The 20,072-nt window shown below is 60.6% G+C and carries 19 protein-coding genes; 7 read left to right on the top strand and 12 right to left on the bottom strand.

Annotation, left to right across the window (positions count from 1 at the left end):
- Positions 1-287: 287 nt before the first annotated feature.
- The 6 genes from folE2 to efp form a co-directional block, all read right to left on the bottom strand.
- Complete coding sequence (gene folE2 / locus WBP53_RS14555) at positions 288-1,229, bottom strand: GTP cyclohydrolase FolE2 (protein WP_423930166.1); 942 nt, start codon at positions 1,227-1,229, stop codon at positions 288-290.
- 103 nt (positions 1,230-1,332) lie between these two features.
- Positions 1,333-2,163, bottom strand: coding sequence for a squalene/phytoene synthase family protein (locus tag WBP53_RS14550; RefSeq protein WP_423930164.1), 831 nt, complete (start codon positions 2,161-2,163; stop codon positions 1,333-1,335).
- Positions 2,164-2,167: 4 nt separating this feature from the next.
- Positions 2,168-2,833, bottom strand: a complete 666-nt coding sequence (locus WBP53_RS14545; protein WP_423930162.1) for an HAD family hydrolase — start codon at positions 2,831-2,833, stop codon at positions 2,168-2,170.
- Positions 2,830-3,534 carry a bifunctional 2-polyprenyl-6-hydroxyphenol methylase/3-demethylubiquinol 3-O-methyltransferase UbiG gene (ubiG, locus tag WBP53_RS14540; protein WP_423930160.1) on the bottom strand — a complete coding sequence of 235 codons (705 nt, stop codon included), beginning with the start codon at positions 3,532-3,534 and terminating at the stop codon, positions 2,830-2,832. Before ubiG ends, WBP53_RS14545 begins: the two co-directional genes overlap by 4 nt.
- A gap of 167 nt (positions 3,535-3,701) precedes the next feature.
- The gene (locus WBP53_RS14535; protein ID WP_423930168.1) at positions 3,702-5,057 is read right to left on the bottom strand and encodes a TRZ/ATZ family hydrolase; all 1,356 of its coding nucleotides are present in this window, start codon (positions 5,055-5,057) and stop codon (positions 3,702-3,704) included.
- Positions 5,038-5,604 (bottom strand): elongation factor P, encoded by a 567-nt coding sequence (gene efp, locus WBP53_RS14530; protein ID WP_423930158.1) that lies wholly within the window; start codon positions 5,602-5,604, stop codon positions 5,038-5,040. The genes WBP53_RS14535 and efp overlap by 20 nt, the downstream gene beginning before the upstream one ends.
- 90 nt (positions 5,605-5,694) lie before the next feature.
- Here efp and epmB point away from each other — a divergent pair, with 90 nt between their 5' ends.
- Positions 5,695-6,726: an EF-P beta-lysylation protein EpmB gene (epmB, locus tag WBP53_RS14525; protein ID WP_423930156.1), complete on the top strand. Its 1,032-nt coding sequence runs from the start codon at positions 5,695-5,697 to the stop codon at positions 6,724-6,726.
- Positions 6,727-6,856: 130 nt separating this feature from the next.
- Positions 6,857-8,935, top strand: coding sequence for an EAL domain-containing response regulator (locus tag WBP53_RS14520; protein ID WP_423930154.1), 2,079 nt, complete (start codon positions 6,857-6,859; stop codon positions 8,933-8,935).
- Positions 8,936-9,003: 68 nt separating this feature from the next.
- Here the strand turns inward: WBP53_RS14520 and htpX are convergent, their stop codons facing one another.
- A complete protein-coding gene (gene htpX / locus WBP53_RS14515) occupies positions 9,004-9,879 on the bottom strand; it encodes a protease HtpX (protein ID WP_423930152.1) in 876 nt (291 codons plus the stop codon).
- Between the two features lie 156 nt (positions 9,880-10,035).
- On the opposite strand from htpX, the gene gluQRS reads away from it, so the two are divergent.
- From gluQRS to phbB (WBP53_RS14495), 4 genes are all read left to right on the top strand, one after another.
- On the top strand, positions 10,036-10,941 hold the full coding sequence (gene gluQRS, locus WBP53_RS14510) for a tRNA glutamyl-Q(34) synthetase GluQRS (protein WP_423930150.1): 906 nt from the start codon (positions 10,036-10,038) through the stop codon (positions 10,939-10,941).
- A gap of 75 nt (positions 10,942-11,016) precedes the next feature.
- Positions 11,017-11,757: an acetoacetyl-CoA reductase gene (gene phbB, locus WBP53_RS14505; RefSeq protein WP_423930148.1), complete on the top strand. Its 741-nt coding sequence runs from the start codon at positions 11,017-11,019 to the stop codon at positions 11,755-11,757.
- 185 nt (positions 11,758-11,942) lie between these two features.
- On the top strand, positions 11,943-12,443 hold the full coding sequence (gene phaR / locus WBP53_RS14500; RefSeq protein WP_423930146.1) for a polyhydroxyalkanoate synthesis repressor PhaR: 501 nt from the start codon (positions 11,943-11,945) through the stop codon (positions 12,441-12,443).
- A 125-nt stretch (positions 12,444-12,568) separates the two neighbouring features.
- Complete coding sequence (gene phbB, locus WBP53_RS14495; protein WP_423930144.1) at positions 12,569-13,315, top strand: acetoacetyl-CoA reductase; 747 nt, start codon at positions 12,569-12,571, stop codon at positions 13,313-13,315.
- A gap of 23 nt (positions 13,316-13,338) precedes the next feature.
- Here the strand turns inward: phbB (WBP53_RS14495) and WBP53_RS14490 are convergent, their stop codons facing one another.
- The 5 genes from WBP53_RS14490 to WBP53_RS14470 all read right to left on the bottom strand — a co-directional run bounded on the left by WBP53_RS14490 (position 13,339) and on the right by WBP53_RS14470 (position 17,641).
- On the bottom strand, positions 13,339-13,908 hold the full coding sequence (locus tag WBP53_RS14490; protein WP_423930142.1) for a DUF2058 domain-containing protein: 570 nt from the start codon (positions 13,906-13,908) through the stop codon (positions 13,339-13,341).
- A 31-nt stretch (positions 13,909-13,939) separates the two neighbouring features.
- Positions 13,940-14,152: a SlyX family protein gene (locus tag WBP53_RS14485; RefSeq protein ID WP_423930140.1), complete on the bottom strand. Its 213-nt coding sequence runs from the start codon at positions 14,150-14,152 to the stop codon at positions 13,940-13,942.
- Positions 14,149-15,282: a GDP-mannose 4,6-dehydratase gene (gene gmd / locus WBP53_RS14480; protein ID WP_423930138.1), complete on the bottom strand. Its 1,134-nt coding sequence runs from the start codon at positions 15,280-15,282 to the stop codon at positions 14,149-14,151. The genes WBP53_RS14485 and gmd overlap by 4 nt, the downstream gene beginning before the upstream one ends.
- 93 nt (positions 15,283-15,375) lie before the next feature.
- On the bottom strand, positions 15,376-16,725 hold the full coding sequence (locus WBP53_RS14475; RefSeq protein WP_423930136.1) for a UDP-glucose dehydrogenase family protein: 1,350 nt from the start codon (positions 16,723-16,725) through the stop codon (positions 15,376-15,378).
- Between the two features lie 175 nt (positions 16,726-16,900).
- The gene (locus WBP53_RS14470) at positions 16,901-17,641 is read right to left on the bottom strand and encodes an FKBP-type peptidyl-prolyl cis-trans isomerase (protein WP_423930134.1); all 741 of its coding nucleotides are present in this window, start codon (positions 17,639-17,641) and stop codon (positions 16,901-16,903) included.
- Between the two features lie 601 nt (positions 17,642-18,242).
- Here WBP53_RS14470 and WBP53_RS14465 point away from each other — a divergent pair.
- Positions 18,243-19,964 (top strand): bifunctional sulfate adenylyltransferase/adenylylsulfate kinase, encoded by a 1,722-nt coding sequence (locus WBP53_RS14465; protein WP_423930132.1) that lies wholly within the window; start codon positions 18,243-18,245, stop codon positions 19,962-19,964.
- The last annotated feature ends 108 nt before the right edge of the window (positions 19,965-20,072 follow it).

The following is a 20,072-nucleotide window of genomic DNA, read 5'->3' as shown; positions in this document are numbered from 1 at the left end:
GATGACAAGAGCGCGTCAAGCCAGAATCAGACCTGCCTGAGCCTGTCGATAGATGCACGGCATTTCGCGGAACGACTCCGTTCGTGACCGCACCTTTGAATGCAGGAACGCTTGGTCTGACTGAGTCGAAGCAACCGGGCCAACCAGATACTTCCCCGGGTGTGGACATCTACGCCGAGAGCTCGGTCCCAGCCTGAGCTGGGACGAGTAGCAGTGAATACCCGGCTTCGCAGAGACTGGTGGTTCGCAAGTATCCTGCTCAATCTGTGCAAATGCGCACAGGGTTTCTACGCCACGAATCCGCCGTCGATCCCCTTGGTCGCGTAGGCGACGGCATCGTGCGGATGCAGGCTCTCCAGATGCGAGGCGCGCAGCCAGAAATCGACGATGCGTTCGTCCTGATCGAGGGCGCCCCGCATGCGTCGCGCGGCGTCCTCGCAGAACATCAGGTTCTGCCCATTGAGCAGCGCGAAAGCCTGTTCGTCTTCGCGCTTCACTGCTGTCTGTACAGGCGTCTGCAAGGCGGATTCGATCAGGTCGATCAGATCGACGATCGGGAATTCAAAACCATTGCCGAGACGTACACGAACACGCGCACTGCTACGCTGGCTGTGCGGCGTTGCGCGAATGCCGGATTCGCTGCCCAGCCACTCAAGTACAGCAGCACGGTCGATTGGACGATCGGCGTCAAAATCGCTGGCGAATTGCTCCTGGATCAATTGGCGCGCGAGGGCCGCCGAGCACGGACAGGTACTCGAATAGAGGATTTCGGTTTCGAGTTCGAACGCAAACACGCCTTCGTGCATGCTCGCGTTGATCACAACGGGATAGGTCTTCCAGCCACTGTTGTCACTGGCCAGAGCGGCCCGCCGGATCATGTGATCGAAACGCACGCTGATCCGCGCACGATCTGACAGGTCGGCATGCGAATCGAGGAAATCGCGCAGCAGGCGACGCAATGAGCATGGCGTCAGCGGTTCACGGGATAGATGCTGATCCACGTGCAGGTAGAGCCGGGACATGTGGATGCCTCGGGCTTCCGCCTGATTCAGGTTGACGAAGGCCGCCACCCTGGCGGGCGACTGCACAAGGATGCCATCCGCATCGGCTATCCGGACCGGCACAGCGATCTCGTCCATTCCCACCCAGTCAAGCGGTCCGGCGCTGTCTGCACCGGCCTGGCTCGCAATATCGGGCATGAGACGAGCGGTATTGGTGGTTGCTGTCATCTGGTATTCCGGTAGTCACCTGGAGACGAGCCGCATTGAATCGGCCCGAACAAGCCATGTTGGGCGGTTTGGCCCGCGGATCAAGTCCGATCAGGGTACAAAATCAGACGCTTGGCTGCATCCGCCTCGCTGCACGCCAGCAGGCCCACAGCGCAGAGAGCGGCAATCGATCCAGATTGCCGGCGCTGGATTCAAGAGGTTTTTCCGCACGAGCAGCGCGGCGGCAACGTTGCAGATCCGCCGCCAGTCTGGCCGCCGCCAGCGGAGACAGACCGCGACTATCCAGCAACTTCATGGCCTCCCAAAGCGCGGCAAAGTGTTCACGCAGAGCGGCATCGCGTTGCGCACTGGCGACGCCCAGGTCGCTGCGCGAAAGCCCATGCCGGGCGAGCAGATCAAGGGGCAATGGCAAGCGTTCGCTAGTCAGACACTCTGGCAGACGAGCACTTTCGTGGACGATGCGAGACAACGCGCCAGCCTGCGCAGCAATATCCCTGCGCAGCGCGGGGTAGATCGCTGACTCGATTCGACCTAGCGGCTCATGAAACCTGGCATGACCGGCGATCAGGTCGGGCAAGCCCCTCGCCGGAGCGGCATCACGCTGCGCAAACGCACCGGCAATCAGTGCCGTCCATGTATCAGCGGGCAACTGCTTCATGGCCGATGAACCAGCCAACACCTGGGTCAGCGGATGCCGCGCCTGGCCGGACGGCAAGAGCGCAAGTTCTTCCGCCCACCAGCGCAGTTTGCCGGTTGCCACTTCGACTTCGACCACGCGGAAAGCAGCGAGACCGACTTCATGCGAGAGGCAAGCCAACGCAGAAACCACCGGGCGCGCCTGTGGATGCACGAAACGCAGGGCCAGCGGCAATTCGGGATGCGCCAGGCTCCACTTCTCCTCGAAGGAGGCCAGGGCGTCGGTGGAAGCGGCCATGCTGTCAGTCCAGGCGCAAGCTGGCCGGCAAGGCCGCCACGCTTTCGGCCACGCGATCGGCGCCCCAGGCGTGGGGATCACCACCGTTCAGGTAGCCCCATGCGGCTGCCACCGTGCGCGTGCCTGCGGCCCGGCCCGCTTCGATATCACGCAAGTCGTCGCCGACGAACAGGGTTCGCTCCGGATCAACCTTCATCAGTGCGCAGGCATGCAGCACCGGCGCAGGATGCGGCTTGCGTTCGCTCAGGGTGTCTCCGGAAACCAGTGCACCACAGCGAAGCGCCAGATCAAGCTGGTCGAGCATCGGCGCAGCCAGCCAGCCTGCCTTGTTGGTGACGATGCCCCACGCGATTCCGCGCGCATCAAGGTCAAACAGGACTTCAGCGATGCCAGGATAAAGACGGGTCGAAACATTGCCGCGCGCGGAATAGAGGGCGAGATAGCGCGGCAGCAGTTCCTCGATGCCGGCTTCATCAAGATCGGGCAAGCCGCAACGCAAGATGGCGCGACCGCCGGCAGATACGACTCGGCTCACGCGAACCGGATCAGGCTCGGCACGCCCCAGCTCTCCACACAGCGTGGCAAGGGCCGCAACGAGATCCGGAGCCGAATCGGCCAGGGTCCCATCCAGGTCGAAAAGAACCGCCTGCGGGCTTGCGGACCGGCTCATTCGGGTTTCAGCGCGCAAGCCAGATAGTTGACTGCGACGGAATCGCTCAACCAGGCTTTTCGCGTCAACGGGTTGTAACCCATGCCGCGCATGTCTTCCAGCTCAAGTCCGGCCTTGCGCAATGCACCCGCCAGCTCCGAGGGCTTGATGAATTGAGCATAGTGATGAGTGCCCTTTGGCAGCAGGCGCAAGAAATACTCGGCACCGACAATGGCTGCGGCAAACGACTGCGGAGTGCGGTTGAGAGTGGACAGGAACACTCGCCCACCCGGCCTGAGAAGATCGGCACAGGCGCGAATTACACTGGCCGGATCCGGCACGTGCTCGAGCATCTCGAGGCAGGTGACGACATCGAATTGCGCAGGCATTTCAGCCGCAAGGGATTCCACGCTCGTCTCGCGGTAATCGACATTCAGCCCGCTTTCGAGAAGATGCAGGCGCGCCACGTCTATCACCGCGGGAGACATGTCGATACCGATCACGTCGGCGCCAGCCGCCGCCATTGCTTCGCTGAGAAGCCCGCCGCCGCAGCCGACATCGACTGCGCGAATTCCCTTCAACCCTGCGCGCCCGGCGATATAGCCGAAACGCACGGGATTGAGATCGTGCAGGGGTCGCGATTCACCATCCGCGTCCCACCAGCGACTGGCAAGACGGTCGAACTTGGCAACTTCTCCGGGATCGACGTTTGCGCCGCTCATGACACGGGCCCGTTTTTTTCATGAGCTCGCGCAGCGATCATGCATGTCATCGTATTCACGCGGTCTCCTGGCGAGCAATGGGTTGGCGGGCACGATCGCCGAATGAGCAAATTGCCATCTTGATTCGGGCGCACGCACGAGCACGAGGCATTCATGATTGCTCCGGATTATGCGGCTGCAATTCGTTCACGCCAGCGCCGGGCCTTTGCCACCACTTCCACCGTATCGATATCGGTCAGTTGGCGATCACGAAGCTTCTGCTGGCCGGCAATCCAGACATCGCTGACCTGATGGCGACCTGCCGCGTAGATCAGTTGCGAGATCACGTTGTAGATCGGCTGGGTTTCAATGTCATCAAGGCGCACGGCAGCGAGATCAGCCTGCTTTCCCGGTTCGATTGAACCAATCAGTTCGTTCCATCCGACAGCGCGGGCCGAACCGAGCGTCGCTGCGCGAAGAATGGTCGCGGCGTCCAGCGCGGTCGCATCGTTGGCGATCATCTTTCCGACCAGCGCGGCGGTACGCATCTCGCCGAACATGTCGAGGTCGTTGTTTGAAGCGCAGCCGTCGGTGCCGATGGCCAGATTGACCCCGCCACGCCGGATCGCCTCGGCCGGACAGAAACCACTGAGCAGTTTCATGTTCGACTCGACGTTGTGCACGATCGACACGCCATTCGCCGCGCAATCGGCAATCTCGGCTTCGGTGATCTGGGTCATGTGCACGGCGATCAGGCGCTCGTTGATGAGGCCCAATTGCTTGATCCTGGCAAACGGACGCATGCCGAAGTCACGCAGGCTGTCCGTGATCTCGCTGGCCGTTTCGTGAAGGTGCAAATGCACAGGCAGGTCGAGCTGGTTCGAAAGCAACTGGATGCGCTCAAAACTTTCGTTGGAAACCGTATACGGCGCATGCGGCGCGAAGCTCGTGCCAAGCAAGGGCTGGCCGCGCAAGCTGTCATGCACTTCAAGAGCTTTCTCGAAGTATTCGTCGCGACTGCTCGCCCACGCCGTAGGAAACTCGATCACCGGCAAGCCAATGCGTGCACGGAACCCGAAGCGGCGATAAGTCGCTGCTTGTACATCGGGGAAAAAATAGTTCTCGTTGCAGCAGGTGGTACCGCCACGAATCATCTCGGCGATAGCCAGCTCGACTCCGTCACGCACGAACTCCGGCCCGACAACGCGAGATTCGGCCGGCCAGACATGTTCCTGCAACCACGGCATCAAGGCCAGGTCATCAGCCAGGCCGCGCATCAGGGTCATCGGATTGTGGACATGGCCATTGACCAGCCCGGGCATCAACGCATGCTCGTCGAGAACGACGCGCTCGCGCGGTGAAAACTGCTTGCGAGCGTCCGCAATCGGAAGGACCGCAACAATGCACCCGCCATCGACAACCACGGCATGGGCATCCAGGACGACGCCATGCGGTTCGACCGGGACTACCCAGCGCGCCTCGATCAGCAGATCGACAGCGCGCACGGCAGTCAGGTCACCAGCGTCACTTGACCCGGCCGACATACTCACCGGTGCGCGTATCGACCTTGACGATCTCGTTCTGATTGACGAACAGGGGCACGCGTACGACGGCGCCGGTTTCGAGCTTGGCCGGCTTGCCGCCGCCGCCCGAGGTATCGCCGCGAACGCCTGGATCGGTTTCGACGATCTGCAATTCGACGAAGTTCGGCGCCGCCACGTTCAGAGGCGCACCGTTCCACAGCGTCACGATGACCATTTCATTGCCCTTGAGCCACTTGGCAGCATCGGCGACGGCATTTTCATCGGCAGCGATCTGTTCGTGATTGTTCGGATCCATGAAGTGCCAGAACTCGCCATCCGAATAGAGAAACTCCATATCGGTCTCCAGCACGTCGGCGGCGTCGACCGTGTCGGTCGATTTCATCGTCATCTCGACCGTTCGACCGGTCTTGAGGTTGCGGTATTTGACCCGTGTGAACGCCTGGCCCTTGCCCGGCTTGATGAAATCCGTGTCGATGATGGTGCACGGATGGCCGTCAACGATGATCTTGAGGCCGTTCTTGACGTCGTTCATTCCATGTGAAGCCACGGAGTGCTCCTGTTGCTAGAGGATAAGCCGCACTTGCAAAGCGGCTAGAATGGGGAATTCGTTGACCGGGAAACCCGGAACCGATCGACAATGATACCTGCAAGCCCTCGTTTCTCCCAGATTTCCATCTCGCCTCCCATGCCTGCCGGTCACCGCTGGCAAGAGGCCTGGCGCAATGCCGTGACCGATCCGGCTGAGCTGCTTGCCTTGCTCGGCCTTTCCCATCGGGCCGGCGAACTGCTCGCCAACGCCGACACCGGATTCGCCCTGCGCGTGCCGCGCGGATTCGTCGCCCGCATGCACCATGCCGATGCCGAAGACCCGTTGCTGCTGCAAGTCCTCCCGGGTGCCGCTGAATTGATCAGCAGCCCCGGTTACTCCACGGATGCGGTCGGCGATCTCGATTCGAGGGCGGCAAGCGGCGTCCTGCACAAATATGCCGGTCGTGCCCTGTTGATCGCAACGGGTTCCTGCGCCATCAATTGCCGCTACTGTTTCCGCCGCCATTTTCCCTATGCCGAGGAAACCGCGGCCGCCGGGCGATGGCGCGCGGCCATAGAACATTTGGCCAATGACTCTTCAATCAGTGAAGTCATTCTTTCCGGGGGTGACCCGCTTTCGCTGTCCACGCCGAGGCTGGCCGAGTTGTCGGATGCGTTGCTGCAGATCCCGCATGTTCGTCGTTTGCGCATCCATACCCGGCTTCCCATCGTGCTACCTGAACGAATCGACCAGGAATTGCTCGACTGGCTCGGTGCCCTGCCGTTGCAGAAAGTGCTGGTCGTACACGCCAATCACGCCAATGAAATCAATGACCAGGTCATTGCCGCCACCCGCGCGCTCCTCGAAAAGGGACTGACCCTGCTCAACCAATCGGTGCTGTTGCGTCGGGTCAATGACTCCGCGCTGGCCCTTTGCGAACTGTCAGAGCGCCTGCTGGCCGCAGGCGTGCTGCCTTACTATCTGCACCAGTTGGACCGCGTGCAGGGCACCGCCCATTTCGAGGTCAGTGACCAGAAGGCCCGTGAACTGGTCGATAGCATGCGTTCACAGCTACCGGGATACCTCGTTCCCAAGCTCGTTCGGGAGGTGGCAGGCGATGCCTTCAAACGCCCACTGTGACTACCTGAATCCCAGAAAAAACCCTCCGGTATGGAAATAGGCGGGTGAATCCGGTACAAGTTCCAGCCTTGGTCGTCACTCGCATGAGGACCAGCCGCGCCCTGCGCACCCCCCTGAATACGCGACATCCATGACCAAGACAGACAATGTGATCAAGCTCCTGCTGATCGAGGATTCCGCCGACGAGGCGGAGCAGATCATCAGCATGTTGCGCAATGGCGGCATCGCCGTGCGCCCCTCACGCGCGGCCAACGAAGCCGAGCTGGAGGATCTTCTGGAGCGACAGCCCCCGGATCTGATCCTGGCCAACCTGGGCAGCAGCGATTTGCCCTTGCGCCAGACCGCGGAAGCCGTCAATCGGACTGGCAAGGACATTGCCCTGGTCGTCTACGGAGCGAATCTGTCCGACACGCAGGTCGTCGATGCCTTTCTGGGAGGTGCACGTGCACTCGCCCTGCACAGCCGGGCCGACCACCTGCAGATCATCGTGCGCCGAGAGTTCGAGGCACTGGCGATGCGCCGCAGCGTGCGCCATCTCGAAGGTGCGTTGCGCGAATCCGAGCGCCGCTGCAGCGACCTGCTGGATTCCTCACGCGATCCGATCGCCTATGTCCACGAAGGCATGCATGTTCGTGCGAACCGGGCCTACCTGGAGACTTTCGGCTACGACGATTTCGAGGATATCGAAGGCCTTTCCATACTCGATCTGATTGCACCGGAGGACGCCGATGACTTCAAGTCACTGCTCAAGCGGCTGTCCAAGGGCGAGCGACCACCGCAGAAGCTCAATCTGAAGGCACAACGAGGCGATGGCGACACGTTTGACGCCGTCATGGAGTTTGCCGAAGCAATCTACGAGGGTGAAACCTGCCAGCAGATCGTATTCCGGCAGCAGGCGACCGATTCCGCCAACAGTGAGGAACTCGAGGCGCTGCGCAGCAAGGACCTGATCACCGACCTGTTCAATCGCCAGCACCTGATCACCGAACTGGACCGGGCGGCTGCCGCAGCCACCAAGGGCAAGACCGAACAGGCCCTTGTCCTCCTCGAGCTGGACAACTACAAGACCGTTCTGGACGGTATTGGTCTCGGGAATACCGATCTGCTGCTGGGCGACATGGCAAACCTGTTGCGCAGGCACCTCAAGGATTCGGACATTCCGGGCCGACTTGGCGAGCACACCTTCGGCATACTTGTTCATGACCATTCGGCCGAAGCCGTCAACGAGCTGGCCGAGAGTATTCGAAAGGCCTTCGAGGAACGCATCTTCGAAGTCGGCAAGAACTCGATCAACCTGACTGTCAGCGTCGCCGGCAGCCTGATCGGCGAGAAGACGGCCAATGGCAATACCGTGCTCGATCAGGCCGCAGTCACCTTGCGTGCCATCCAGGCTGAAGGCGGCAACCAGGCCAGGGTTTTCGACCCGTCGGCCAAGGACAAGGCCGATGCCGAAAAGAACCGCCACTGGATCAAGCTGATCAAGGAGGGCCTGAGCAACGACGGTTACGTGCTCTATTACCAGCCGATCATCAGCTTGCAGGGTGCCGAAGGCGAATACTACGAAATCCTGTTGCGCATGAAGGGACCCAAGGGAGAAATCCTGCCAGGATTCTTCATGCCGATCGCAGAGCAGCATGGCTTGCTCGCGCAACTGGATCGTTGGGTTATCTCCAACGCCATCAAGGCCCTTTCCGAGCGCGAGCAGGCGGGCCAAAAGACCACGTTCTTCATCAAGCTGTCGCCACAGTCGCTGGAAGATCAGGGGCTACTTCCCTGGATTGCGCTGCAGTTGAAGAACTCGCGCCTTCGCGGCGACGCCCTGGTCTTCGAAATGCCCGAAAGCAAGGTCGTGACCAACCTGAAACCCGCACGCGCCTTTGTGCGCGGACTCGAGCAGCTGCATTGCGGCTTCGCCCTCGAACAGTTTGGATCAGGACTCAACTCCTTCCAGTTGCTCAAGCACATTCCTGCGCACTACCTGAAAGTCGACCGCAGCTACATGGCCGAACTGCCTAAAAACAAGGAAAACCAGGAACGCATCAAGGCGATGTGCGAGCAGGCCCACAATGCCGGCAAGCTCACGGTTGCCGAATTCGTCGAGGACGCCGCCAGCATGTCGATACTGTTCTCCTGCGGCATCAACTTCGTGCAGGGCAACTTCCTGCAGGAACCCGAGCAGATCATGACCTATGAATTTGGCACTGGCTGATCAGGGAAAACCGGTTATGCCAGGCAAAAAAAGGCCCCGCGATGCGGGGCCTTCTTGATTCTGCAGACCTACTGCGCACCTGCCCGAAGTGCGGCAATCCGCTCCTCGATGGGAGGATGGCTGGAGAACAGCTTGCGCATTCCGCCACCGGCGATGCCGAATGCCTGGATGGCTTGCGGAAGGCTGCTCTCGCCATGTCCCTGCGCCAGTCGCGACAGGGCCGAGATCATTTTTTCCTTTCCTGCCAGGCGCGCGCTGCCGGCATCGGCACGGAACTCGCGCCAGCGCGAAAAGGCGAAAACGACGATCGATGCCAATGCACCAAGGGCAATCTGCAGCACGATGACAATCGCGAAATAGGCCAGTCCACCGCCATCGCGACCACCGCTGATGGCGCGGTCGATGACCGTGCCGATAACCCTGGCAAGGAAGATGACGAAGGTGTTGAGCACGCCCTGAAGCAGGGTCATCGTGACCATGTCGCCATTGGCCACGTGACTGACTTCATGCGCAAGCACCGCCTCCACTTCATCCCTGCTCATGTTCTGCAGCAAGCCCGTGCTGACCGCGACAAGCGCATTGTTGCGACTCGCCCCGGTTGCGAATGCGTTCATGTCGGGTGCGTCATAGATCGCGACTTCGGGCATGCCGATACCGGCCCCTTCAGCCTGCCTGCGCACGGTCGACAGGAGCCAGGACTCGGTCGGATTCGACGGATTCTCGATGACCTTGGCCTTGGTCTGCCATTTGGCAATCCACTTCGACATCAAAAGCGAAATGAAGGATCCGCCGAAGCCGATCACGGCAGAGAGGATCAGGATTCCCTTGAAATTGATTCCGGCTTTCGTATAGGTGTAGGTATCAATACCAAACACCTTGACGATTACCGTCAGCAACGCCATGACTGCCACGTTGGTCAGCACGAATAGGATAATGCGGCGCATGTTTGTTTCTCGCTGGTCAGTTTGAGGTTTGCGCTTGCGCTGTCGCCTCCGGAAATTCTGCTCCGTATGCGATTCACGCCATCGACCCACCGATGTTTGGGTAAACTGCCCGCGTTTTCAAGCAGCACGTGTCGCCATGTCACCTGAACGACAGCCGTGAACCGCATCAACACGGAACCATCCGGCCTCCCACTCCGGCGTGGTCGTTTCGCGCCCTCGCCCAGCGGCCGCCTGCATTTCGGTTCGCTGGTCGCCGCACTCGGCAGCTGGCTCCGCGCTCGCCACAGCGGAGGCTGCTGGATCGTCCGCATGGAGGATCTGGATCGGGCCAGGGAAATCCCTGGAGCCAGCGCCGACATTCTGTCAACGCTGGCTGCCTGCGGACTCGCATCCGACGAGACGGTCGTATTCCAGAGCCAGCGCAGCCACCTGTACGCGCAGGCATTCGCTTCCCTGCAGGCCGGCGGATGGGTCTACCCCTGCCATTGCAGTCGCAGTGATCTGGCAGTTTTCGGCGGAATTCACCCAGCCCACTGCGTGGCCGGATCCACGGACGGGAACTCTCCCTCGTGGCGCTTGCGCGTCGGCAATGAAGTGATCACGTTCGATGACGCCATCTGCGGCAGACAGACCCAGGTGCTGGCCGAGATGGTTGGTGATTTCGTGGTGCGCCGATCGGATGGCAGCTACACCTATCAACTGGCCGTAGTCGTGGACGACGCCGACCAGAGCATCGATGAAGTCGTTCGCGGCGCGGACCTGCTCGACTCCACGCCCCGGCAGCTCTTGCTGCAGCGTTTGCTTGGATTGGGACAGCCTGCCTATGCACATCTTCCGCTGGCCCTGGACGAATTGGGACGCAAACTCAGCAAGCACGATCAGGCCCGCCCCGTCGATGCTTCCGACCCCGTCCCCGCGCTGAGGTCTGCCCTGGCCTTCCTTGGCCAGCCGGTTCCTGCTGTTTTGCAGGTCGAAGGCCTGCTTCGCGAGGCAGTCGCGCGTTTTGATCTCGAAAAGATCCGCTATGGCGGCCCGATCGATGTCGCATTGCAGAAGGACTAATACGGCGCAGGCAGGCACAATCACCTGCCAGCATCGTGTATCAAGAATTTCCCCATCAATGACAAGGAGAACAGCATGACGGCACGAGTCGCACTCGTTACGGGCGGCATCGGCGGCATCGGCACGGCAATCTGCCGCCATCTCGCGCAAGCTGGCCATCGCGTCGCCACCAACTATCGCGATGAAGGCAAGGCCAAGGCCTGGCAGGCGGCGCAGAAAGCTGACGGTTTCGATTTCGCGATCGCCGTCGGCGACGTTTCTGATGTCGATGCAGCGGAAGCCATGGTGCGCGAAGTGGAAAAGCAGCTCGGGCCGATCGATATCCTGGTCAACAATGCCGGCATCACCCGCGACACCACGTTCCACAAGATGTCTGCCCTGCAGTGGCAGGAAGTCATCAATACCAACCTGAATTCGTGTTTCAACGTGACCCGGCCCATCATCGAGAGCATGCGTGCGCGCAAATGGGGCCGCATTGTCCAGATCAGTTCGATCAACGGACAGAAAGGCCAGTACGGCCAGGCCAACTACGCCGCATCGAAGGCGGGCATGCATGGTTTCACGATTTCGCTGGCACAGGAAAATGCCAAGTTTGGCGTCACCGTCAATACCGTGTCCCCGGGTTACGTACTGACGGAGATGGTCAAGGCAGTCCCGGAAGACGTCAGGGCCAAGATCGCGGCCCAGATTCCAGTCGGCCGCCTCGGCGAGCCCGAGGAAATCGCGTATGCCGTCGGCTTCCTGACTGCTGAGCAGGCCTCGTGGATTACCGGAGCCAATCTTTCGATCAACGGCGGTCACTACATGGGCTGGTAGCCCCGCAACACGGTGGACGCTGCACTGCGTCCACCGTGTTGCAACATGAGGGAGCAGAACCGCGCATCGAGCCGAATGCCCGCAGATCCTGCCCTGCAGCCTCTCCCGATTGCTGCGCGCTCGCGATTACGATGCTGCGCAGCATGAAACTGGTGCAGCGCCGCACGATCTGGTAGCGTTGCGGGATGGCCGAATCCCGCATCATCAAGAAGTATCCGAATCGTCGTCTCTACGATACCGAGATTTCGAGTTACATCACTCTCGAAGAAGTCCGACAGTTGGTCGTGGACGGCGAGAAATTCGAAGTCAGGGACGCGAAATCCGGCGATGACCTGACCCGATCAGTGCTGTTGCAGATCATTTCCGAGCACGAGGAACGTGGCCAGCCCATGTTCACGACCCAACTCCTGTCGCAGGTGATCCGCTTCTACGGCGACTCCTTGCAGGGATTCATGGGCAGCTATCTGGAAAAGAGCCTGCAAGCCTTCCTCGATCAGCAGCAGCAGTTTCGCAGTCAGCTCAACAACATCATCGGGCGTACCCCCTGGTCGATGCTCAATGACATGACCGAACGCAACATGGATGTCTGGAAGTCCGTTCAACAAGGCTTCCTCAACGATGCTGCCGACAAGGTGCGCCAGGGTGCCGACAGTTCGCAAAAGGCGAAGAAAGACAGCAAGTCCTGAGCAGCTCCGCATCGCGAACCAACTATTGACCGCTTCAGTCTGGAATACACGGCACTGCCTTTTTGCCCGGCAGCTGGCGGAGCCGTGTTCCGGATAAACCGAACACAGCCGAGGAGATTGCCCGAATGAGTCCGCGTCTTGCCCTTGTCACTGGCGGTATTGGAGGTCTTGGCACAGAAATCTGTCGCTATCTGGCCCGTTCCGGACACCGCGTGATTGCCGCAGATCTTGGCTCACGTGCAGAACGAGTCGAACAGTTCATGATTGATGTCGCGGACCTGGGAGAGTCGGTGCATTTCGAGGCTCTGGACGTTTCCGACCACGCCGCCAGCGGTTCGGCCCTGGCGGATATCGAAGCCCGGCACGGCCCCATTTCCGTGTTGGTCAATGCAGCCGGAATCACGCGAGACACCAGCCTGCGCAAGATGTCCGAGCAGCAATGGAGTGACGTCATCACGGTCAACCTCGGCGGCGTATTCAATACCTGTCGCGCCCTGATCGACGGCATGGTCGAACGCGGCTATGGACGAATCGTCAACATCTCTTCGGTAAACGGCCAGACCGGCCAGTTCGGTCAGACCAACTATTCCGCCGCCAAGGCTGGCATGCACGGGTTCACGATGGCACTGGCCCGCGAAGTGGCGAAAAAGGGTGTAACCGTCAACAGCGTATCGCCGGGGTACTGCGAAACCGCCCTAGTGATGGCGGTACCGGAAGCCGTGCGCAACCAGATCGTGGCAAGCATCCCGGTCGGAAGACTCGGCAAGCCCAGCGAAATCGCAAGGGTGGTCGACTTCCTGTGCGCCGAAGATGCGGGATACATCACCGGCGCCAACATCCCGGTCAATGGCGGCTACTTCATGGATTTCTGATCCGCAGGTGCAGCTCTGGGCTACTACCAGACCAGGTCTGCCGGCACATCATCTTCGGCGGCTGCATCGGGATCACATAGCAGGATCAGTGCTTCGGGACTGATCTCGCCCGCCTTGAGGCCAATCTCGCGACTCACCAGCAAATAGCGCCCACGGTACTGGACCACGGCCAGGCTTCCCGAATTGACCTCAGCAAGTTGCTCGGCCGTGCAATAAACGCGACGGATTTTCTCCCCGTGCGGAAAATGACGCGGGATTTCGGCATCCTGCTTGTTCAGGGCCTTGTCGGAAAGCAGCGCGGCCAGCTTCTGCTTTCGCTCGGCCTTTTCCCTGGCGCGCTGCTCGGCTTGTTTCTTTTCGAGATCCTTTTGCTCACGCTCGGCGCGGTCGCGCAGGCCGTAGGCACGCGCAAGATCGATTTCCCCGGCATTGCCATTGCGGCCCGACTTTCCTTTGGGCGGCCGGGAAGCGGACGGGCACCCCTTGTTTTCGGTACGCGCCGGACGTGCCGGGCGCTCGGCAGGACGCGCCTCGCTCCTCAGCTTCTGGACGAGGCCGCTCTTCAAAAGTTGGTCGCGCAGGGAATCAGCCATGGTCCGATTTCTTGATTTCGCTTGGCAGGTATCAGTAGTGAGGTGGAGGCGGTTCGTTGCTGGTGTCATTGCCCAGCGCGGATCGCAAGCCAAGCAGGTCTTCGCGCATGCGATCGAGCTCGCGACGCATGCTCAGCATGGTCTGGTCCTGCATGGCAACGGCGGCATTCAAGGCTGTCACGCCATCGTCGATGAAGGCGAGCCTGACCTCGAGTTCGGTCAGCCGTTCCTCCAGACTGCTCATCCTTTCGGAAGCGCTTCGATGAGGTGACGACCGTGGCGCGCACCGACATTGCCGGCGGCTTCATTGACAGCCAGGGCAAGGTCGGCCGCCGCCATTTCGCGAACCAGTTCTGCAAAACTCGTTTTCGGGGTCCATCCCAGCTTTTCGCGCGAGAAGCTCGGATCACCGAGCAGGGTCTCGACTTCTGCAGGCCGGTAGTACTGTGGATGGATGCGCAACAAGGTATCGCCCACCGCAATGCGCGCTCCTGGCGTGCGCACTTCGGCAACCACGGCGACCTCTTCCACGCCCTGGCCCTTGAACTCGACTTCCACGCCCATCTCGCGTGCCGCGAGCACGACGAAGTCCCGCACCGAGTGCTGGATGCCGGTCGCGATGACGTAGTCGTGTGGCGTGTCCTGCTGAAGAATCAACCATTGCGCCTCGACATAATCGCGTGCATGCCCCCAGTCACGCCTTGCATCGAGATTGCCCAGATAGAGGCATTGCTGCAGGCCGTGGATGACCCTGGCAAGCCCACGGGTGATCTTGCGGGTGACGAAGGTTTCACCGCGAATCGGAGACTCGTGGTTGAACAGGATGCCGTTGCAGGCAAACATGCCATAGGCTTCGCGGTAGTTCACCGTGATCCAGTAGGCATACAGCTTGGCCACGCCATACGGAGAGCGCGGATGAAAAGGCGTTGTCTCGCGCTGCGGCGTTTCCTGGACCAGGCCGTACAGTTCGGAGGTCGATGCCTGATAGATCCTGCAACGATCCTGCATCCCGAGAATGCGCATCGCCTCTAGCAGTCGCAAGGTACCCAGTCCATCGGCATTGGCCGTGTACTCGGGCTCCTCGAACGAGACTGCAACATGACTCTGCGCAGCAAGATTGTAGATTTCGTGTGGCTCGACTTCCTGGACCACGCGGACCAGGCTGGTCGAGTCGGTCAGATCGCCATAGTGAAGGCTAAGCGCGGGTCCCGATTCATCCAGCTCGCTGTAGAGGTGGTCGATCCGCTCGGTATTGAATGATGAAGCACGGCGTTTGAGACCATGGACTTCGTAGCCCTTGGCAAGCAGCAGCTCAGCCAGGTAGGCACCGTCCTGGCCGGTTATGCCGGTTACCAATGCGCGTTTCTTTTCCATGGATCCATCTACTGTTTGGGAATGGTGGCAAGCAAGCCAGCATGCTGACTCAAGGTCGGCGATGGTAGCGGCGGCTGGAGCAGAGGTACAGCGTCAGTCCCGTGTCGGCGCCTGCACGCTGCGTCCCCGGCCTACTCCGTAGTAGGCCAATCCTGCGGCTTCGATCGTTGCGGGCTCGAAGATATTCCTGCCATCGAACACCACCGGATGGCCGAGGGCCGCGCAAATCCTGCCCAGGTCGGGACTCCTGAAGGCCTTCCATTCGGTCACGATGACGAGAGCATCCGCGCCATCGAGCGCCGCATATTGGGAATCGCACAGTTGCAGGTCCGCCCGATTTCCATAGATGCGCCGCACTTCCTCGTGCGCCTCCGGGTCGAAGGCCTGCACCGAAGCACCATCGCTCCACAGTTTCTCAAGCAGCGTGCGACTGGGCGCTTCGCGCATGTCATCGGTATTCGGCTTGAAAGCCAATCCCCAGACGGCAATGGTTCGCCCTTTCAGGTTCCCCTCGAAGTGGCGCGATATCAAGGCGTGCAGGTGTTCTTTTTGTGCAGCGTTGGTTGCTTCCACCGCACTCAGTACGCGGGGTTCATAGTCGTGGCTGCGCGCGATATGTTCGAGCGCCTTGACGTCCTTGGGGAAGCACGAGCCGCCATAGCCGGCACCGGGATAGATGAAGTGATAGCCGATGCGCGGATCCGAACCGATACCCAGGCGAACCTGCTCGATATCGGCCCCGACTCGCTCGGCAATATTGGCCATCTCGTTCATGAAACTGATTTTCGTTGCGAGCATGGCATTGGCCGCGTATTTGGTCAGCTCGGCCGAGCGCACATCCATCAGCACGATTCGCTCGTGATTCCGATTGAAGGGCGCGTACAGGCTGCGCAGGACGCCAATAGCATGCGCGCTGTCACTTCCGATGATGATGCGATCCGGACGCATGCAATCCTGGACGGCGTCGCCCTCCTTGAGAAATTCGGGGTTGGAAACCAGATCGAACGAGAGATCGCTGCCTCGTGCGGACAATTCCGCCGCAATGGTTTCGCGAACCAGATCGGCGGTACCCACGGGCACCGTTGATTTGTTGACGATCACGGCGGGGCTGGACAAGGCTTGCCCGATGGTCCGCGCAACATCGAGAACGTGCGACAGATCCGCACTGCCATCCTCTTCGGGCGGCGTTCCCACGGCTATGAAGATGACCTCACCGTGGGCGATGGCGACGGCCGCGTCGGTGGTGAAATGAAGCCTTCCCGCGGCATGGTTCTCCACCACGAGAGGAGTCAGCCCGGGCTCGAAGATCGGAATTTCGCCACGCTCCAGACGGGCAACCTTGAGTGCATCGACATCGACGCAGATCACATCGTTGCCCACTTCGGCAAGACACGTACCGGTTACAAGCCCCACGTATCCGGTTCCGAATATCGCTACGCGCATCCTCTCAACTCCCGATCAGTACGCCAATTGATCTTGCCCGGACGTTCGGCCACGGGCCGGGCCTGGTCGGCAAATCGTCCTGCCAGTGGCAAGTGCAATGAGCCGCATGTGGGCCAGAAACGACAAGGGCGTGCCGAAGTTCCCGGCACGCCCTTCTTGCTACTCAGTCGTCGGCTTACTTTTTCTCGGTAGCCGGCGCTGCGCTTTCTGCTGCTGCAGATTCGATCGAGATCAGCTTGACGTCGAAAATCAGCGTCGCGTTCGGTCCGATGGTCGGCGGTGCATTTTCACCGTAGGCAAGTTCAGCCGGAATCACCAGCTTGTACTCGGAACCAACCGGCATCAGCTGCAAGCCTTCTGTCCAGCCCTTGATGACGCCGTTCAGCGGGAACGTTGCCGGCTGTCCGCGATCGACCGAGCTGTCGAACTTGGTGCCATCGATCTTGGTACCGGTGTAGTCGACCTTGACCGTATCGGTCTCCTTCGGCTTCGGACCGGTGCCCTGCTTGATGACTTCGTACTGCAGGCCAGAAGCGGTTGTCTTCACGCCAGCCTTGGACTTGTTCTTGGCGAGGAATGCGGCGCCTTCGGTCTTGTTCGTGTCAGCGGCCACCTTTTCTTCGGCGACGCGCTTGGCCTGCAACTTCTGCATGAATTCCTGGCGAACTTCCTGACCCTCTTCCTGGGTCATGAGGCTCTTGCCGCCATTGAACTCATCCTGCAGCGCCTGGATGACGATCTTCAGATCCAGCTCGCCCTTGATCTGGTTGAGGCCGCGACCGACGTCAGCACCGACCATGTAGCTGACCTTGTCTTTCTCGGTCTTCAGCGAGGGATCAATGGCGAAGGCATTGCCTGCACCGAATGCGGCGGTCAGCGCCATGGCGATAAGGGTCTTGCGCGCGAAACGTGTCATTTATGAGAACTCCTGGGTAAAGCGATTGAGGACGTCTGCTGGTCGCCCGACGGAATCTGCCGCATCAAGCGGGCCGCATATTGTGGCGTTGGGCGTCCCTGATGGCAAACTGCAGACACGTTGGCAGGCATGGTTTGTCGGAATCAACTGCAGGAACCCGGTCCGGCAGCCATGCTGCGGACTGAGAACGTGGATTGTGGCCGTGGTTCCCCGATTTTGCTGAACGGCCCAGGTTTTTCTGTTCATGGAGATCCGTGGATCCGCCTCGAGCCATCCCGGTGCCTGGCACCGTGCACCCCGGACGCCACCCTGTCTGGCGGGTGATTGACCGATAGTCGGGCCGGCGAATGCCGGACTTGCCCGGGAATTCCAGCATTGCCGAATATATGGATATCACTGACGCGCAACCGGCAAACTCCCGATTGATAGCCGCAGGCCTTATAATTCCTGATGTTCCGGAAAGCGGAGGTGCGTCCTCGGCCGGTCCGGCTCACCTCCATGCGTTGCCCGAGGTCCGGGGTTTTCGTCGGTGTCTGGTCTTGTCTGACCCGTACCGCCGTCGCCCAGCCGCGGATATCACGCCCTCAATCCAGGAAACCCGATGTCCCAGATGATCGCACCCCACGGTGGCCACCTCGTTGATGGCCTGGTCCCGTCCGAGCAGGCTGAATCGCTCAAGCACGAGGCTGCCGACCTGCCGTCCTGGGACCTGAGCCCGCGCCAGCTGTGTGATCTTGAAATGCTGCTGACCGGTGCTTTTTCACCGCTGCAAGGCTTCATGAGCCGGGCTGACTACGAGTCGGTGCGCGACAACATGCGCCTCACCGACGGCAATCTGTGGCCGATGCCGGTCACGCTCGATGTCGACCAGAAGTTCGCCGAGGCGATCAAGGGCTCCAAACAGATCGCATTGCGTGATCCGGAAGGCGTGATACTGGCCGTTCTCGATGTCGAGGATAGCTGGGAGCCGAATCGCAAGCACGAGGCACAGCAGGTTTTTGGTACGACCGACACCAAGCATCCCGGCGTCAGCCATCTACTGGATCGCAGCCATCCGGTTTATCTCGGCGGAAAGCTGCGGGGCCTGGAGTTGCCACGTCACTACGACTTCGGGCATCTGCGCTCGACGCCTGCAGAAATGCGGACACTTTTCGCCAAACTTGGCTGGTCGCGCGTAGTCGCGTTCCAGACCCGCAATCCGATGCATCGCGCGCACCTGGAACTGACTTTCCGCGCCGCCCAGATCGCCGAGGCCAACCTCCTGATCCATCCGGTCGTGGGCTTGACCAAGCCCGGCGATATCGACCACTACACGCGTGTGCGCTGCTACGAAAAGCTGCTGCGCCACTACCCGGAGCAGACCACCACGCTGGCCCTGCTGCATCTCGCCATGCGCATGGGTGGGCCGCGCGAAGCGTTGTGGCACGCAATCATCCGCAAGAACCATGGCTGCACGCACTTCATCGTCGGACGTGATCACGCAGGTCCCGGCAGCGACAGTTCGGGCAAGCCGTTTTATGGCCCCTACGACGCCCAGACCCTGGTCGCGGAACACCAGGAGGAGCTTGGCATCACCATGGTGCCGTTCCAGGAAATGGTCTACGTGCAGGAACGCGCCCAGTACATGCCTGCTGATGAAGTGAAGGACGGCGACAGCGTGCTCAACATCTCCGGCACGGAATTGCGTCGCCGGCTGCAGGAGGGCCTGGATATTCCCGAATGGTTTACCTATCCGGAAGTCATCGAGGAATTGCGCCGCACCCATCCTGCCCGCCACAAGCAGGGCTTCACCGTGTTCTTCACCGGCCTGTCGGGTTCCGGAAAATCGACCATCGCGAACGCACTGCTGGTGCGTCTGCTTGAAATGGGTACGCGTCCGGTGACCCTGCTCGACGGCGACATCGTGCGCAAGAACCTGTCCAGTGAACTCGGCTTCTCGAAGGAACACCGTGATCTCAATGTGCAGCGCATCGGCTTCGTTGCTGCCGAAATCACCAAGAATGGCGGCATCGCGATTTGCGCCCCGATCGCTCCGTACAAGGGCTCACGCGACATCGTCCGCGAGAACGTCAGTGCAGGCGGCGTGTTCGTAGAGATCCACGTCTCCACGCCGATCGAAACCTGCGAAGGACGCGACCGCAAGGGCCTGTACGCACTTGCGCGGGCGGGCAAGATCAAGGAATTCACCGGAATCAGCGATCCCTACGAAGTGCCCGAGAACCCGGACATGCGCATCGATACGACCTCCCTGCCACCGGATCAGGCCGTACAGCAGATCGTGCTCAAGCTGGAAGCACTGGGCCTGATTCGACCGGCGCAATAGAGCGGGACCGGGGAGTGGGAAATCGGGATTCGGAAGAGCCGGTCCCGACCCAGCGCGGCCAGCGTATGGCGATAAGGCTTCGTGCTGCGTACAACGTCAACGCTTGAA

It is taken from the genome of Dokdonella sp. (genome assembly GCF_049593775.1).
Classification (GTDB): domain Bacteria; phylum Pseudomonadota; class Gammaproteobacteria; order Xanthomonadales; family Rhodanobacteraceae; genus Dokdonella.
This window is presented reverse-complemented; position numbering and strand designations above follow the sequence as displayed.

What these genes read in the sequence shown, in the direction of transcription:
- folE2 (WP_423930166.1), bottom strand. Translation starts at nt 1,229, where the DNA reads ATGACAGCAACCACCAATACCGCTCGTCTCATGCCCGATATTGCGAGC.
- WBP53_RS14550 (WP_423930164.1), bottom strand. Translation starts at nt 2,163, where the DNA reads ATGGCCGCTTCCACCGACGCCCTGGCCTCCTTCGAGGAGAAGTGGAGC.
- WBP53_RS14545 (WP_423930162.1), bottom strand. Translation starts at nt 2,833, where the DNA reads ATGAGCCGGTCCGCAAGCCCGCAGGCGGTTCTTTTCGACCTGGATGGG.
- ubiG (WP_423930160.1), bottom strand. Translation starts at nt 3,534, where the DNA reads ATGAGCGGCGCAAACGTCGATCCCGGAGAAGTTGCCAAGTTCGACCGT.
- WBP53_RS14535 (WP_423930168.1), bottom strand. Translation starts at nt 5,057, where the DNA reads ATGTCGGCCGGGTCAAGTGACGCTGGTGACCTGACTGCCGTGCGCGCT.
- epmB (WP_423930156.1), top strand. Translation starts at nt 5,695, where the DNA reads ATGATACCTGCAAGCCCTCGTTTCTCCCAGATTTCCATCTCGCCTCCC.
- WBP53_RS14520 (WP_423930154.1), top strand. Translation starts at nt 6,857, where the DNA reads ATGACCAAGACAGACAATGTGATCAAGCTCCTGCTGATCGAGGATTCC.
- htpX (WP_423930152.1), bottom strand. Translation starts at nt 9,879, where the DNA reads ATGCGCCGCATTATCCTATTCGTGCTGACCAACGTGGCAGTCATGGCG.
- phbB (WP_423930148.1), top strand. Translation starts at nt 11,017, where the DNA reads ATGACGGCACGAGTCGCACTCGTTACGGGCGGCATCGGCGGCATCGGC.
- phaR (WP_423930146.1), top strand. Translation starts at nt 11,943, where the DNA reads ATGGCCGAATCCCGCATCATCAAGAAGTATCCGAATCGTCGTCTCTAC.
- phbB (WP_423930144.1), top strand. Translation starts at nt 12,569, where the DNA reads ATGAGTCCGCGTCTTGCCCTTGTCACTGGCGGTATTGGAGGTCTTGGC.
- WBP53_RS14490 (WP_423930142.1), bottom strand. Translation starts at nt 13,908, where the DNA reads ATGGCTGATTCCCTGCGCGACCAACTTTTGAAGAGCGGCCTCGTCCAG.
- WBP53_RS14485 (WP_423930140.1), bottom strand. Translation starts at nt 14,152, where the DNA reads ATGAGCAGTCTGGAGGAACGGCTGACCGAACTCGAGGTCAGGCTCGCC.
- gmd (WP_423930138.1), bottom strand. Translation starts at nt 15,282, where the DNA reads ATGGAAAAGAAACGCGCATTGGTAACCGGCATAACCGGCCAGGACGGT.
- WBP53_RS14475 (WP_423930136.1), bottom strand. Translation starts at nt 16,725, where the DNA reads ATGCGCGTAGCGATATTCGGAACCGGATACGTGGGGCTTGTAACCGGT.
- WBP53_RS14470 (WP_423930134.1), bottom strand. Translation starts at nt 17,641, where the DNA reads ATGACACGTTTCGCGCGCAAGACCCTTATCGCCATGGCGCTGACCGCC.
- WBP53_RS14465 (WP_423930132.1), top strand. Translation starts at nt 18,243, where the DNA reads ATGTCCCAGATGATCGCACCCCACGGTGGCCACCTCGTTGATGGCCTG.